At 52.7% G+C, this 14709-nt stretch carries 12 protein-coding genes; 5 read left to right on the forward strand and 7 right to left on the reverse strand.

Going from position 1 to position 14709, the window contains the following annotated elements; genetic code table 11:
* Positions 1-23: 23 nt before the first annotated feature.
* On the forward strand, positions 24-1082 hold the full coding sequence (locus tag AC0LWF_RS14950; RefSeq protein ID WP_474652337.1) for a sulfate ABC transporter substrate-binding protein: 1059 nt from the start codon (positions 24-26) through the stop codon (positions 1080-1082).
* A gap of 1084 nt (positions 1083-2166) precedes the next feature.
* On the opposite strand, the gene AC0LWF_RS14955 is transcribed toward AC0LWF_RS14950, so the two are convergent.
* Positions 2167-3309 carry a stalk domain-containing protein gene (locus AC0LWF_RS14955; protein WP_474652338.1) on the reverse strand — a complete coding sequence of 381 codons (1143 nt, stop codon included), beginning with the start codon at positions 3307-3309 and terminating at the stop codon, positions 2167-2169.
* A 231-nt stretch (positions 3310-3540) separates the two neighbouring features.
* Between AC0LWF_RS14955 and AC0LWF_RS14960 the strand changes: the two genes are divergently transcribed.
* On the forward strand, positions 3541-4647 hold the full coding sequence (locus AC0LWF_RS14960; protein ID WP_474652339.1) for a YeiH family protein: 1107 nt from the start codon (positions 3541-3543) through the stop codon (positions 4645-4647).
* 44 nt (positions 4648-4691) lie between these two features.
* On the opposite strand, the gene AC0LWF_RS14965 is transcribed toward AC0LWF_RS14960, so the two are convergent.
* Positions 4692-5498, reverse strand: a complete 807-nt coding sequence (locus AC0LWF_RS14965) for a Cof-type HAD-IIB family hydrolase (RefSeq protein WP_474652340.1) — start codon at positions 5496-5498, stop codon at positions 4692-4694.
* A 41-nt stretch (positions 5499-5539) separates the two neighbouring features.
* Positions 5540-6451, reverse strand: a complete 912-nt coding sequence (locus AC0LWF_RS14970) for a helix-turn-helix transcriptional regulator (RefSeq protein WP_474652341.1) — start codon at positions 6449-6451, stop codon at positions 5540-5542.
* A 94-nt stretch (positions 6452-6545) separates the two neighbouring features.
* Here AC0LWF_RS14970 and AC0LWF_RS14975 point away from each other — a divergent pair, with 94 nt between their 5' ends.
* The 3 genes from AC0LWF_RS14975 to AC0LWF_RS14985 all read left to right on the forward strand — a co-directional run bounded on the left by AC0LWF_RS14975 (position 6546) and on the right by AC0LWF_RS14985 (position 10631).
* Complete coding sequence (locus AC0LWF_RS14975; protein WP_474652342.1) at positions 6546-7484, forward strand: aldo/keto reductase; 939 nt, start codon at positions 6546-6548, stop codon at positions 7482-7484.
* Between the two features lie 135 nt (positions 7485-7619).
* On the forward strand, positions 7620-9044 hold the full coding sequence (locus AC0LWF_RS14980) for a S41 family peptidase (RefSeq protein WP_474652343.1): 1425 nt from the start codon (positions 7620-7622) through the stop codon (positions 9042-9044).
* A gap of 87 nt (positions 9045-9131) precedes the next feature.
* A complete protein-coding gene (locus AC0LWF_RS14985) occupies positions 9132-10631 on the forward strand; it encodes an IMP dehydrogenase (RefSeq protein ID WP_474652344.1) in 1500 nt (499 codons plus the stop codon).
* A gap of 66 nt (positions 10632-10697) precedes the next feature.
* Here the strand turns inward: AC0LWF_RS14985 and AC0LWF_RS14990 are convergent, their stop codons facing one another.
* The 4 genes from AC0LWF_RS14990 to AC0LWF_RS15005 all read right to left on the reverse strand — a co-directional run bounded on the left by AC0LWF_RS14990 (position 10698) and on the right by AC0LWF_RS15005 (position 14659).
* Positions 10698-11033, reverse strand: a complete 336-nt coding sequence (locus AC0LWF_RS14990; protein WP_474652345.1) for an antibiotic biosynthesis monooxygenase family protein — start codon at positions 11031-11033, stop codon at positions 10698-10700.
* A 28-nt stretch (positions 11034-11061) separates the two neighbouring features.
* Entirely contained in the window at positions 11062-11676 is a 615-nt protein-coding gene (locus AC0LWF_RS14995; RefSeq protein ID WP_474652628.1) for a DUF2087 domain-containing protein, read from the reverse strand.
* Positions 11677-12493: 817 nt separating this feature from the next.
* Positions 12494-13480 (reverse strand): helix-turn-helix transcriptional regulator, encoded by a 987-nt coding sequence (locus AC0LWF_RS15000; protein WP_474652346.1) that lies wholly within the window; start codon positions 13478-13480, stop codon positions 12494-12496.
* 18 nt (positions 13481-13498) lie between these two features.
* Entirely contained in the window at positions 13499-14659 is a 1161-nt protein-coding gene (locus tag AC0LWF_RS15005; protein ID WP_474652347.1) for an RluA family pseudouridine synthase, read from the reverse strand.
* Positions 14660-14709 lie beyond the last annotated feature (50 nt).

Consider the following 14709-nt stretch of genomic DNA (forward strand, 5'->3'; position numbering starts at 1 on the left):
CTACCCTAACAAAAGGATGGCGCATGGCTGGATTGGCACTTGTCTCAATTGCGCTGCTGCTGACGGCTGCTTGCGGTAATAGTGGTGAGGCCAAGCCGGCAAGCGGCGGAGATGGTACTGCTGCTGCTGCTGCTGTGAAAAAAGGCGATGTCACGCTCGTTATCGGCGCTTATTCGGTCGCGAGAGATGCATTCAGCAAGCTGCTGCCGCAATTTGCGAAGGAATGGAAAGCGAAGACGGGGCAGACGGTTACTTTCCAAGAGTCGTATGAAGCGTCAGGTACGCAGGCACGCGCCATAGCCGGCGGATTCGAAGCGGATATTGCCGCTCTCGCGATGGAGAGCGATATTGATAAAATTGCAAAAGCAGGCTTTATTACGAGCGATTGGCGCTCCGCCCCTAATCGCGGCATGATTACGCGCTCGATTGCAGTCATGGGTACGCGCGAGGGCAATCCGAAGGGCATTCATGACTGGGATGATTTGACCCGCAAAGGCGTGAAGGTGCTTTACCCGAACCCGAAAACATCCGGGGGAGCGCAGTGGGACATTAATGCGATGTACGGCGCGGGGCTGAAGGAGTCTGAAGCGAAGACGGGGAAGAAGGATCCGGCGTATGCGAAAGATTTCCTGAAGCGGATCCACAAGAACGTGGAATCGCTGGACAAAAGCGGCCGTGCCTCGATGGCGGCCTTCGAGTACGGAGTTGGCGATGTCATAGTGACGTATGAGAACGAGCTGCGTTCTCGTATCAAGAGCGGCGTGCCTTATGAGATTGTTGTGCCGAAGTCAACGATTCTCATTGAGAATCCAGCGGCGATTGTCGATAAGAACGTCGACAAGCACGGCACGCGCAAAGTGGCGGAGGCGTTCCTGAGCTATATGTTCACTCCGGAAGCACAACAGGTGTTCGCCGATTACGGCTTCCGTCCGATCGATCCGGCTGTGATGGAGAAGATGAAGGACAGCTATAAAGTACCTGAGGATCTGTTCGATATTAGCTACCTTGGCGGGTGGGATGAAGTTCGCAAAAACCTTTATTCGCCGAAAGGTGTATGGTACCAGGTGCTTGCGGGGATATAGAAGATGGAGTTAGTAAGGTAAGGCATGGTAGGGGCAGGGCAGGGGGGAACCCTTCCCTGTTTTTTTTTTTTTGGATCCATTACGGCGGCCATGGTATTGAAGCAAATACTTTGGACCAATTGGCTGCGACTTTCGGCGTGACGAATGAGTCTTTCGCATGGCTTGTGTACGGTATAGGGTCTCTTCCGGCGATCCACAAACGAGTTCGATAGTTGTCCGAGCGCCAAGCTGCCAACAAACCCCCAGTCTCAGAACCCTCCCGTCCACTGCGCCAATAGCGGATTTTTCCTCTCTCAGCGCCGCGATCACGTTATTTTCTTTAAATTTTTGCTCGGAGAGAGGTTTTTCCCTCTCTCAGCGCGGAATCGCGCGCGAAAAGTAGTCTGCGCGTATCTGAGAGAGCATATACGTGCTCTCGGAGGCAAAATCGTGCAAAAATGAAGCTGAGAGATCATATACGTTCTCTTAGTGCGTAATCGCGCACGAAAGTAGTCTGCGCGGAGCTGAGAGAGCAAATACGATCTCTCGGAGGCAAAATCACGTGAAAATGAAGCTGAGAGAACAAATACGTTCTCTCAGCGCGGAATCGCGCGCGAAAAGTAGTCTGCGCGTATCTGAGAGAGCATATACGTGCTCTCGGAGGCAAAATCACGTGAAAATGAAGCTGAGAGAACAAATACGTTCTCTCGGAGGCAAAATCGCGCGAAAATGAAGCTGAGAGATCATATACGTTCTCTCAGCGCGTAATCGCGCGCGAAAAGTAGTCTGCGCGTATCTGAGAGAGCATATACGTGCTCTCAGCATGGATTCGCGCAGAAAAAGAAGCTGAGAGAACAAATACGTTCTCTCAGTGCGTAATCGCGCGCGAAAAGCGGATTGCGCGGAGCTGAGAGAGCAAATACGATCTCTCGGAGGCGAAATCGCGAGAAAATGAAGCTGAGAGATCATATACGTTCTCTTAGTGCGTAATCGCGCGCGAAAAGCAGTCTGCGCGTATCTGAGAGAGCATATACGTGCTCTCAGAGGCAAAATCGCGCGAAAATGGAGCTGAGAGAACAAATACGTTCTCTCAGCTTCTTTTTTCTTACTTCGCGGCCTCCGCAATCGTAACCGATTCCTGGCCATAAGCCACTTGCGCCTTCAGCACTTGCGAGAAGAACGTGAGCGGCACATAGATCGACTTGTCGTTCACAACCGGCGCGGTGCCGAGCGTGAATGGAGCCATCCGAGCGTAGGTGTAACGGTCTTTGCCGACCTGGAGCGATGTCCACTGTGCGCCTTTTGTAAGCTCCACGCTTTGCGTCTTCGCATTCCAGCCAATTGTGTAGCCAAGCTGCACGGCAATCGGGCGAAGCGACGCCATAGCGACGCCTTGCTTGTTCACATACAGCTTCGCAGCAGCGGCCTTCGTACCATTGACAACGACAGGGAGTGATGCCAGATTGCTTGGCGCTGGGATGTTCACAGCTACCTCAGGCATGCCGACTGCATATGGCGCGATCTCGTACTGCTGAAAGATGAAATAAACCTTATTGTCCTTCACGTAGAAGGCTTGATTATCTGAAATGCCTTTGAACGAATCAGCGAAAATATAGTCTGGATTGGCTGTAATTTCAGCCTTAACTGTTTTATTGATGATTGCTTTATAGTTGCTGCCGAACAGATCCTTCAGCTTGAGCTGGGAAGCGGTTGCCGCGTTGCGTACGTTATAGGTTTGAGCAATTGTAGCGCCGTGAGCACCGCCAGTGAACGTATATGTGAGCACTTTGAATGACAGAATATTGCCCGCTGCCTCGCTGCCGTCCGAGATGAGTTCAAAGCTTACATAAACGGAGTATGGGCGGAATTCGTAGTCTCCTTGCGCCGCAGCGGCGTCATCCTTCGCTTGCTTATGAAGCTCATTCGCAACGGCCATCGCGCGAGCAGTAATATTAGCATTTAGCGCTTGCTGGTATTTTGCATCCTTCATACCGCTAATGAGCGGCAGATGAAGCTCATAATCAAAGACCTCGTCCTTAAAGGTCAGCTTATTCTCCTGAATCTTTACGGCGCCTGAAGCAGGAAGCTGAGCGCTGATCGGTACCGCTGTGACGGTGCCGGTATTGGTCGTTGCAGTTGGTGGGGCTTCATCCGCAAAGGCCAGCGGGGCAGAAACGGCGATGACGAGTGTGCCAAGTGCGCCGAGTGTAAGTTGTTTTAGTGGATGTTTAAAGCGATTGCCGAACATAAGGATCCCTCCGCGTTGTAGGTGTTTACTCTATCATTATAGACGGTTGTTCAACGAGTAAAGTTACAAAAAGGTAACGGGCATCCGCTGCTCACAAGGCTGCGATTAATGAATAACGATAACATAACAATTGTTTATTTATTTTATCATTATGATTGATTTCTCTTATAAGGCAGCGCCACGTATAATGGGAACCATCTTATTCGATCGTCCAGGAGGTGGCAATCCGCTATGGCAGCAATCCAACATACGAATACCGTGAAGCCGCTTGCCTCCGTGCAAGTACATCAAGCACCGTCCGTATCCGCGCTCCAGCAGAGACTGCCCGGTATCGGTTTTACCTTTCTCATTGCCGCAGCAGGGTTCGGCATCTCACGCTTGCCCGGTTTCCACTACGCTGGGCAGATGGCCTGTGCCATTATGCTGGCCGTTCTATACCGGCACTTCTGCGGATATCCGCAGGACACTCTGCGATCCGGTATCACCTTCTCAGGCAAAAGCTTGCTTCGACTCGCTATCATCCTCTATGGGTTGAAATTGAATATTGCGCAGGTATTCCAAGAAGGGCTCGGCCTTCTCGGGCGCGATGCACTGGCTGCGGTCTTCGCGATTGGCTGCACGCTGCTGCTGGCGAAATGGCTCAAGGCCGACATGAAGCTGTCGCTGCTGCTTGGCATCGGCACTGGCATCTGCGGTGCGGCTGCGATTGCCGCCGTATCGCCGATTCTCCAGGCCAAGGAAGAAGAGACCGCGCTCAGCGCAGGGCTAATCGCCCTCATCGGCACGATCTTCGCAGTCGGCTACACGCTGCTGCGGCCAATTCTCGGACTCACTGGGCTGCAATACGGCGTCTGGTCTGGGACCAGCCTGCACGAAATTGCCCATGTCGCGCTGGCAGCAGCGCCGGCGGGGCAAGATGCGCTGGCGCTCGCACTGCTCGCGAAGCTAGGGCGCGTCTTCCTGCTCGTGCCGCTGTGCCTAGTGCTTGTAGCAGTCATGAAGCGCATTCGCAGCGCACGTGCACAAGGCAATAGGCAAGCTGATGCCGCTGGTGCCCAACCAATCGCAATGCCGTGGTTTCTGCTCGGCTTCATGCTCATGAGCCTGCTCGGCAGCAGCGGTTCCGGCCAAGCAATTCTGCAATCCTCGCCTGCTCTGACGAATGGGCTGACGATGTTAACCACATTTTTGCTCACGATGGCGATGGTCGCTCTTGGGCTAAACGTGAACCTGCGGGGAGATGGCCAGCGAGCATCGGTGGTGAAGCCGTTAATCGCAATGCTCGTGACATCGCTGCTGCTCACCTTATGGACATACTTCACCGTTGCGTCATCCTAATCAAAAAGAGCTGCGCCCGCAGGCACAGCTCTCTCCATTACAACTTATACCGTCTCCGGCTGCAAAATAAACTTCTCAATGACATGGCGTACGCCTTCTTCATTGTTTGTTTTCGTAATATACTGCGCGATGTCTTTCAGCTTCTGAACCGCATTGCCCATCGCCACGCCGAGTCCAGCTACCTCGATCATTTCGTGATCGTTCCAGGAATCGCCGATCGCAATGACTTCGTCCATCGTGCAGCCGATGTGCTGCGCCATGAACGAAATCGCATGGCCCTTGGTGCCTTCCTTATGCGTCACTTCGAGGAAGTGCGGCTTAGATTTAGTAATATGCGTGTTCGCGCCAATCAGATCTCTCAAGTCAGCAGCCACTTCGTCGAGGCGAGCAGGGTCGTCGATCATGAGCATTTTGGCAGTCGGACGCTTGATTAGCGATTTGAAATCCGGCTCAACGACGAACGGGAGGTTCGCCAGCTTCGAGTAGTCTCTCGCGTGCTGGTTGTCTTCTCTAACATAAATGATATCGTCGGTATACAGCTGGAGATGGACGTTGTTCTCCTCGCAATAGTTCATCAGCAGCTCCGCCGCATCCTGCGGCACGTAACGCTCGTAGAGCACTTGCTCGTCAAGCAAGGTTTTGACGCTAGAGCCTTGATACGTGATGATCGGAACGTTCAATTCGATCTGATTGGCAATCTTCCGCGCGGAAGGGAACATGCGGCCGGTTGCCAGCGTGACGAAAACGCCTCTCTCCATCGCAGCGATTAGCGCTTCCTTCGTTCCCGGCGTTACCGTACATTCATCCGTCAGCAAGGTGTCGTCAATATCGATAGCAATCAATTTATACATAAGTTCTCCTACTCCTTTATCTCTCTATTTCGTGCCTATTTTCATTGATTGTAGCCCAAATCGGGGGTATGAACAAGCGACTGCATATAAAATTGCTGGCGGTAAGCGGTCGGCGTCATATTCTCGCTTTCCTGAAAACGCTTATTGAAATAGCTGTGGTGCATGTAGCCGGACAATCGCGCAATCTCCTGTACGCTTAAGCTTTGCCGTTCGACGAGCAACTGCTTCGCGCGCTGAATGCGGCACATAGTCACGAACTCCAGAGGCGTTTGGCCTGCCGCGCGGCGAAACCATCGGCAGAAGGCATATCGGTTCGTTCCCGCACGAGCCGCCCATTCGTCGAGATCGAACGGTTCGGTGGCCGCCGCTTGCAGTTCTGGCAGCAGCTTCAGCATACGTTCAATGGCGGATGCGCCAGCGCCCGGTGCGGAAACCGGCTCAGCCTGCTCGATGAACTCGGCGATAATGCCGTACATCAGCATTGAGATACGGCTCGGATGAAGCATTTTATGCTGGTCCATCTCTAGAAGCAGCTCGTCGATCAGACTCTCCAGCACGGAGGATGAGCGTATTCGCCAGCCGATCGAGCGGTGGAAGCCTCGCTCGGTCAGATCGGCGAGGATGCCGCTGCCGTAGAAATGGATCCATTTGAAGTCCCACGGACGTTCTTTATCGGCGTAATACACTTGTTTATCGCCCGGGAAATATAGAAAGGCATCGCCGGCCGTAAGCTCGTAGCGCTGCTGTTCCAGCTCGACATAGCCGACGCCTGCTGTTACGAGATGCAGATTGAATTCCTGCAGCATACCTGCGGCGCGGCGCACCTCATGGCCCTGATAATGCCGGTAGTAGCCGGCGGACTCGGGAAAGCAGTAGAACCGATTATTCCGCTGAAGCGGAAGCGTCAAATGCTGCAGCTGGACCATTGGCGTAATCTCTCCCTGTAGAATCAATATCGTTGTATCCCTATGCAATATATTTCGATTTTTAAAAGCAAAATCCTCTACTATAATGAGCAATATAACGATATGAAGGAGTGCAGAACCGATGAAACGAATTGCCGTAGCAGGCATCGAACAGGGCGTTACCCAGTTGGTGCATGGCTCTATGATGCTGGATAAGAATCGGATGGACTACTCTTCCGGACTGCTTGACGCTTTTATCGCAGTCGGAGGCAACGCGATCGATACGGGACATATTTACGGCGAAAGCTCCGCTCGCGCGATTGGACTATGGATGGAAGCGCGTGGCAATCGCAGCGATATCGTCATCATCGGCAAAGGAGCGCATCCGTACGAGCAATCGCGGATGACGAAAACATGCATTGAAAGCGATTTAGTCGAATCGCTCGATCGGCTCATGACGGATTATATGGATATGTACATGCTTCATCGCGACGATCCGAACGTTAATGTCGGCTATATTTTGGAAGGGCTGAACGAACAGATCGCCGCAGGGCGCTGCCGTTCGATTGGCGCATCCAACTGGAGCGTCGCACGGATTCAGGAAGCCAATGCTTACGCGGCGAAGCATGGCATGACGGGCTTCGCATGCAGCAGCCCGAACCTGGCGCTGGCAAGGCCGAACGAAGCGCGCTGGGCTGGCTGCGTATCGACGACTGCCGAGGACGAAGCTTGGCATGAGAAATCGCAGCTGCCGATTTTCTCCTGGTCATCGCAATCCGGCGGCTTCTTCACGAACCGTTATTCCCCGGAGAACCGTGAGGATGCAGAAATGGTTCGTGTCAATTACAGCGAGGAGAACTGGGAGCGTAAACGCAGAGCGTCGGTGCTGGCCGAGAAGTACGGCGTAACCGCGAATCATATTGCGCTCGCTTATGTGCTGAATCAGCCGTTCCCGGTCGCTGCGATCGTCGGACCGCAGCAGCCGTCCGAGCTGGAAGACAGTCTCAAAGCTTTGCCTGTCATCCTCTCGGATGCGGAACGCGCTTGGCTCAATCTTCAGACGGAGACTATCGCACTCTAGAAGAAGTCAATAACTAAACTTTAATGAAAGGCGTTCCGGCTACACGGGCGCCTTTTTCCTTTGGTACATGAACTTGCGACGGTTGCCTGAATGCGATAGAGTGAGTTACAGGTTCATTTTGGAAGAGGTGTTGGCATGAGTGTTTATGGTGAGCAAGCAGTTAAGCAGCGCCGGAGGATAACGTTAGCCATCGTTCTCGTTATCGCAGTTACGGCAGGGTTTGCAGGAGGAAGAATCAGTATGCTGATTCAGTATCCCGTGATGAAAGAGGCGGCGTTTAAGAACTTATCTTACGCGTACAACGAAATTATGAGTCAATACTTGAACGGCGCAGAAGCGAAGTCGCTTGTAGACGGCGCGGCCGAAGGGATGGTCGCCTCGCTCGGTGATCCGTATTCCGTCTATATGACCGGCGAGAAGGGCGAGCAGTTCGTTCAGTCGTATGAGGATCATTTTGTCGGAATCGGCGTGGAAATTCGTGAAGAAGACGGCGAGTTTATTATTGATAAAATCATTAAAGGAACGCCAGCGGACAAGTCCCAGCTGAAAGCTGGCGATACGTTCGTTACCATTGAGGGCAAGCGGACGAGCGGGATCGAGCTTGCCGGTCTGAAGGCTCTGCTGCAAGGTGAAGAGGGCACGAAGGTGAAGGTCTCCGTCCGACGGGAAGGGACGAACGGGACAATCGATATGACGATACCTCGCGGCGCTGTTCCGATGCTGACCGTAGCTTACGAGATGAAGCAAGGCGGTATTGGCGAGATTACGATCAGCCGTTTCGCAGAGAAGACGGCGGAGGAGTTCGCAGCGGCGATCGAAGCGCTGCAGAAGAAAGGCATGAAGTCGCTGCTGCTTGATCTGCGCGGCAACCCGGGCGGTCTGCTTGATCCGACGATTACAATTGCGAACCGGTTTGTGCCGAAAGGGCAAACAATCGTTCAAGTCGTCTATAAAGACGAGAAGCATGTCATTACCCATACCTCAAGCCAGAAAGAACCGTGGAAGCTGCCGATTGCCATTCTCGTCGATGCACACACGGCAAGCTCCGCAGAGGTGCTGACGGCAGCGCTCAAAGAGGATGCAGGCGCGCAGGTGGTTGGCGAGAAGACTTTTGGCAAAGGCATAGTTCAGAACTTCCGCCAGTTGAAGGATGGCTCCGTGCTGAAGCTAACCGAAGCGCAGTGGCGTACGCCTAAGGGGAGCTGGATTCATAAAAAGGGCATCGATCCAACGGCCTTGGTGGCCGCTCCGGATTATACGATGCTTCCGAGACTGCCGGTTGGCCTCAAGCTGAAAGCCGGCGATTACGGAGATCAAGTGGTAACCGTGCAAAAGATGCTCCAAGTGCTCAGCTACAATGTTGGCACGAGCATTGGTATTTTTAACGCAGATACTGAGAATGCAGTGCGCGCGTTCCAATCGAATGAGAAGCTAGCTGTGACCGGCGTAGTGAACGATAGGACGGCTTACCATATGGTTAGCCGGCTCTCGGATAAATTTAACGTGGATGATCCGCAACGGAACAAAGCGATAACGCTCTTGAATACGGCAATGAAGTAAAAGTAGAAAAAGGTGCATTGCTTGTTTTTATACGCTGTGATATGCTTGTAAAAATTTATCAACGTGAATCGATCGGAGGCGTATGTTTTGGCACACTATTACATGGAACCATCCCGCACCTTTAGTGAATTTCTGCTGGTGCCGAATTTAACGACGAAGGCGTGCAATCCTTCCAACGTCACGCTTAAAACCCCGATTGTCAAATTCAAGAAAGGCGAGAAGCCGGCGTATTCGCTCAATATCCCGTTCTCATCGGCAGTCATGCAGGCCGTATCTGATGATCGGATGGCGGTTGCGCTCGCGCGCAGCGGCGGTATTTCGTTCATCTTCGGCTCCCAGAGTGTAGAGGGCCAAGCGGCAATGGTGCGCAAGGCGAAGAGCTATAAGGCAGGTTTCGTTGTCAGCCGCTCGAACTTGACGCCAAGCCATACGCTAAGTGACGTGCTGGAGCTTAAGGAACGGACAGGCCACTCGACTGTAGCCATTACAAGCGACGGTACAGCGAATGGCAAGCTGCTCGGCATCGTCACAGGCCGTGACTACCGGCTCAGCCGGGATTCGCTCTCGAAGCTGGTAAGTGATTTCATGACGCCGTTCGAGAAGCTCATTTATGGGAAGTCCGGCATTACGCTGTCGGAAGCAAATGACCTCATCTGGGATCATAAGCTGAATTGTCTGCCTGTTGTGGATGCAGCGAATAACCTCGATTATCTCGTATTCCGCAAAGACTATGACGAGCACAAAGAGAATCCGTCTGAGCTGCTCGATTCCAACAAGAGCTACGTCGTTGGCGCGGGTATTAACACGAAGGACTATGAAGAGCGCGTACCGGCGCTTGTTGCGGCAGGAGCAGACGTGCTTGTCATTGATTCTTCGGACGGCTATTCGGAGTGGCAGCAGAGTACGATTCAATATGTGAAATCGAACTTTGATGTGAAGATCGGCGCAGGTAACGTCGTTGACCGCGAAGGCTTCCTTTATCTGGTCGAGGCAGGCGCGGACTTCATCAAAGTAGGCATCGGCGGCGGCTCAATCTGTATTACGCGGGAACAGAAGGGTATCGGCCGCGGACAAGCATCGGCGCTTATCGAAGTTGCGGCTGCGCGTGACGAATACTTCGAACAGACGGGCATTTACGTTCCAATTTGTTCGGACGGCGGTATCGTTCACGATTACCACATCACGCTTGCGCTGGCAATGGGCGCGGACTTCGTTATGATGGGCAGATATTTCGCGCGGTTCGACGAGAGCCCGACGCGGAAGCTGAAGGTGGGCAACAATTTCGTGAAAGAGTTCTGGGGCGAAGGCTCGAACCGTGCGCGAAATTGGGAGCGGTATGACACTGGCGGCAAGGCGGGTCTGATGTTCGAGGAAGGCGTAGACTCCTACGTGCCATACGCGGGAAGCCTGCAAGAGAACCTCGGCAAGACGATCCACAAGATCAAATCGACGATGTGCAACTGCGGCTCGCTGACAATTGCGGAGCTGCAGAAGAATGCCCGCATCACGCTTGTATCGGCGACAAGCATCGTTGAAGGCGGCGCTCATGACGTTATCTTGAAGGAAAACAGCGTTACGAACGAGTAACATATCAAAAAGGGCTGCCCCGATCGGGTTCGAGAGAATCCGGATTGTGGGGCGGCCCTTGTTTGTTTAGAGAAAGTATTGCCGTTCCACGCGGCTAATTCGCACGCCGTATGCCGCATACCAGTCCGTCTGTCCTTTGCGCTGAGCACCGAGATGGAGCGGATTCTCTTTCCAGCTCTTGATCGCTTCGAGTGAATCCCAGTAAGAGACGGTGATGCCGACGCCGCTGCTATCCCGCGCGCTCTCCACGCCGAGGAAGCCCGGTTGACCGCTGGCAAGCTCAACCATGCGATCCGCCATCGCGCCGTAGCCGTTATCGCCATCTGTACGCTCAGAGGTGAAAATGACGGCATAGTAAGGTGGTTCAGGTGTTTTTGCAATACTCGAGGTCGAATGGCTCATTGTGATCGGTGCCTCCATTTCATTTGGCTTAAGATAATGTCTCCCAGCGTTCCCACATTTCAAGCGGATTCCGTTCATAGACCTCTTGTTCACGATACAAGTAAGCGTGCATGATGAATTCCCGGCGAATCGTCGCGAAGTCGGCATGGTACTGCTGAATGAACGCGTTCAGTTCTTTCTCCGTATATTTGCGGCCTTCCTGCAGCTGCTCCGCAAGATGCTCCAGCACGATTCTTTTCTTCTTCAACTGCGCCGGAATATGCTTCAGCTTGCCGTCTGCCGTCATAAAATTGCGCAGGACGGACTGCTTCAGCCGCTCGTTCTTCTCATCCATCGTTTCTAGCTCCTTTGCTTCGGTCGTATTTTCGCTTGGCTTCGCCAGAATAGACTGGAGAGAGCCTTCATATTGCTTCAAAAAATAGCGGTCCAGCGAGAAATAGATCGCGTTCTTGTCGCGCCGTTCATGAATTAAGCTGACAGCACGCAGCTTGGCGGCGTGATGGGTAATCGTAGCGGGAGAGAGGCAGAGCTTCTCTGCTAATGTTTGCCCGGTCAGCTCGCCCTCCGACAGCAGAATCAAAATCCGAACTCGGGTGGGATCAGCCAGTGCCTTGTGGTAATTGACAATTTTGTCGAGCTGCATCATAGCAGAGACCTGCCTTTCATCTCGTTAATCGGACTATAATTTAATGTTTATCTAATTAGATGATAATCAAATTCAGTTCTCGTGTCAAACCCAAAAAAACCGGAGCCTGGGCACCGGTTCTTCTCTATACAGGGCATAGGGCGGAATGATTTATTCAGAGAGAAGGGAGGTGAATGAGTCTCAGAGTCGTAAGTAACAGCGTAATGCTGTGGTCGGCTAGATAAGTGGTGGTGATGGGGAAGAAGAAACAGATCGGGGGCATCGGTGCTTGCAAGAAAACAGTATAATAGGGATCCCGCTTGTCTAAGACAACCGAAATCCCTATCGATACTCACTATTACTATTCAATTGTAACCTGCACTCCATTCACTTCAAACAACTGCCGTTGCTTTACATTTTCGTATTTGTTGTTACCTTACATTTTCGGGTGTTGCTTTGCATTATCGCGATGTAACCTAGCGATCCGAATATATCCGTCGTCTTTGTCCTTAATCATGATCCCGCATGTCCCAGAATCACTAAACCGGATACTCCTTTCCGAATTAATAGGGGACATACTTCGCTAACCTATTTCAATGGACTATCCCCTCTCTGTTAGAACTGGTTTAAGCTGGTTGATCATTAGAGCCCCTCGCTCGTTTGCCGGTTTCCTTGGTTTCCCTCAGTTTGAGTAGCGAGTGCGTCTTGTTTGATCTGACCTTAGTGTACAGGCAATTCGCCTATTAAGTAAATATTCAGAAAAATCAAAATATAGTGAAAACGAGAAGGTTTTACCTTGTTTTCTCTCGTTTTCTCACGCTTCTTTACAATTTCTTCATTTATCGAAATTTGTCGGATCTTGATAATAAACGAGCAGTTTTGTCATTAGCTCGATCAGATGCTCGCGGAGCATTGGCGGCTCCTGTACTTGAATGCGCATACCGTAGCCGAGCAGATGGTGGGGGATATAAGTTAGCAGCGATTTCTCATCCATCATAAAATGTGCCTCATCACTCATGCGCTCAATCAAAGAATCATTGAACAGCCAATGCTCTGTCAGTGCTTCCAATGCGCGCGGGTGTCCTTTAATGACAACACGTACGAGCGGCTCGTCGCTTGTCAGCCATGGCTTCATGTTCTGCCTGAGGTAGTCGCGTGCCGAGAAGTCGACAGGGCGCTCGTAGCGATCATCCGACCCGGTGATTGTCTGAATGCGGTCAACTCGAAAGCTGCGGAGGTCTTCGCGGAGATGGCAGAAGGCAATCATGTACCATTTGCCCCGCCAGTGGATGAGACCGTATGGATTAATGCGGCGCTGCTCAACATCCATACCGAAGCCTTTCTGGTAGGCAATGAGCTGTGTACTGCAGCTTGCGACGGCTTGTTCCAGCTGCTTTAGGAGAGGTTCGATGCTGATGCTTGTGTGTGCTTCTGCGTTTATGACCTCAAAGCCGGATAGATGTCGGTCGAGCTCGCTGCGCTGTTCCTCATTCGTGTAGCGTTTCAGCTTCGTTATGGCTCGCTTGAGCACATCCGTGTAGGGATAACCCGCTTCCTCCGCGAAAAGCGCAGCTTGAACGAGCGCTTTCTGCTCATCGAGGTCGAAGAAAAGCGGGGATTCCTTAAAGTGCTCAAGCAGGCTGTAGCCGCCGTTATGTCCCGCATCGGCGACTATCGGAACGCCGCTCGCGCACAGCGCATCAATGTAGCGATATACGGTGCGGATGTGCATTTCGAGCGCTTCAGCCAGCTGCTTGGCGGTCATGCGTTTATTCGTTTTGAGCAGCCATAGAATGGCCAGCATGTTGTCTGCTTTGGACATGCCCAAGCTGCCTCCTTGTTATTTTCGAGTAAAGCCTTCTTTGAAGGGCTGGAAGAACGCACGCGGAATGTCAGACTCGAAGCGGACCAGCTTGCCGGTTGTCGGATGCACGAATGCAAGCACACGGGCATGCAGGCCAAGGCGGTTCAGCGCTTTGGATCGGGAGCTGTACTTCTTGTCGCCGACGATCGGATGACCGATGTCTTCCATATGCACGCGGATTTGATTCTTTCGTCCGGTTTCGAGAGACACCTCAAGCAGTGAAAAATGGCTGTTTTGCTCCAATACCTTATAATGCGTGACAGCGTGCTGGGCGTCAGGCTGGTTCGAAGTGGAGTACATTTTGAGCGTCTTGCTTTCTTTGAGGTAAGAGGAGATCGTGTCTTCTTGCTTCCTTACTTTACCCTCGACGAGCGCAATGTAGGTGCGTTCCTTGACCGTATCTTGCCATGTCGTCTGCAGCTGCTGCTGTACGCTCTCGCTCTTGGCGAACATCATGACACCTGAAGTATCACGGTCTAGACGGTGAACGACGAAGATACGTCCACTTGGATTGCTGGCACGAACGTGTGCCGTCAGCTGCCGATAGGCGGTGAGCTCGGGCTCCTGATCGGTAGCGATGGACAAGAGGCCGGCTTCTTTAATGACGACGATGACATCGGCATCCTCATAGAGGATCGTGAGACCGATGAGCGGTGGAGTCTCAATAATACGCTCCTTCGACACCGTCACTGTTTGCCCCGGCTGCAGCAAGTAATTGTACACTTTCTGCGGTGTGCCGCTCACGGCAATCTGCCCGCGGCTCAGCATCGCTTTGATTGCGTTGCGTCCTTCGCCCTTCACCTCTTGCAGCAGGAAGGTGAGCAGCTCCATCTGCTCCTGCACTTCATAGCTTTTGCTTGGCGCTGACGCTGCCGGTCGTTGGGTTGGAGCAGGGCGTCGTGCAGACTTGGCGTTGCCTTGCGGCTGAGCTGCGGCTGGTCGCCGGTTGCCCGGACCTGCGGCCGCGGATTTGCCGTATTGACGGGGCGCTTGCGCGGCTGTCCGCTGCGTTTGCCCTTGCGCGCGTCCGCTGCTTTGCTGCGGCTGTGCCGGCGCTGCAGGCACACTCCGCGAAGCGCTTCCCGCACGTGGGGACTGCTGCTGTTTCGGCGGTCTTGCTGAATGTTTCTTATTCATCTATCTACGCTCCTAGTACGATCCGAATTGGTTATCGCATCTACTATACC

It is taken from the genome of Paenibacillus sp. sgz302114, assembly GCF_056120345.1.

What these genes read in the sequence shown, in the direction of transcription:
- AC0LWF_RS15005 (WP_474652347.1), bottom strand. Translation starts at nt 14,659, where the DNA reads ATGAATAAGAAACATTCAGCAAGACCGCCGAAACAGCAGCAGTCCCCA.
- AC0LWF_RS14995 (WP_474652628.1), bottom strand. Translation starts at nt 11,676, where the DNA reads ATGCAGCTCGACAAAATTGTCAATTACCACAAGGCACTGGCTGATCCC.
- AC0LWF_RS14965 (WP_474652340.1), bottom strand. Translation starts at nt 5,498, where the DNA reads ATGTATAAATTGATTGCTATCGATATTGACGACACCTTGCTGACGGAT.
- AC0LWF_RS14975 (WP_474652342.1), top strand. Translation starts at nt 6,546, where the DNA reads ATGAAACGAATTGCCGTAGCAGGCATCGAACAGGGCGTTACCCAGTTG.
- AC0LWF_RS14950 (WP_474652337.1), top strand. Translation starts at nt 24, where the DNA reads ATGGCTGGATTGGCACTTGTCTCAATTGCGCTGCTGCTGACGGCTGCT.
- AC0LWF_RS14955 (WP_474652338.1), bottom strand. Translation starts at nt 3,309, where the DNA reads ATGTTCGGCAATCGCTTTAAACATCCACTAAAACAACTTACACTCGGC.
- AC0LWF_RS14980 (WP_474652343.1), top strand. Translation starts at nt 7,620, where the DNA reads ATGAGTGTTTATGGTGAGCAAGCAGTTAAGCAGCGCCGGAGGATAACG.
- AC0LWF_RS14960 (WP_474652339.1), top strand. Translation starts at nt 3,541, where the DNA reads ATGGCAGCAATCCAACATACGAATACCGTGAAGCCGCTTGCCTCCGTG.
- AC0LWF_RS15000 (WP_474652346.1), bottom strand. Translation starts at nt 13,480, where the DNA reads ATGTCCAAAGCAGACAACATGCTGGCCATTCTATGGCTGCTCAAAACG.
- AC0LWF_RS14990 (WP_474652345.1), bottom strand. Translation starts at nt 11,033, where the DNA reads ATGAGCCATTCGACCTCGAGTATTGCAAAAACACCTGAACCACCTTAC.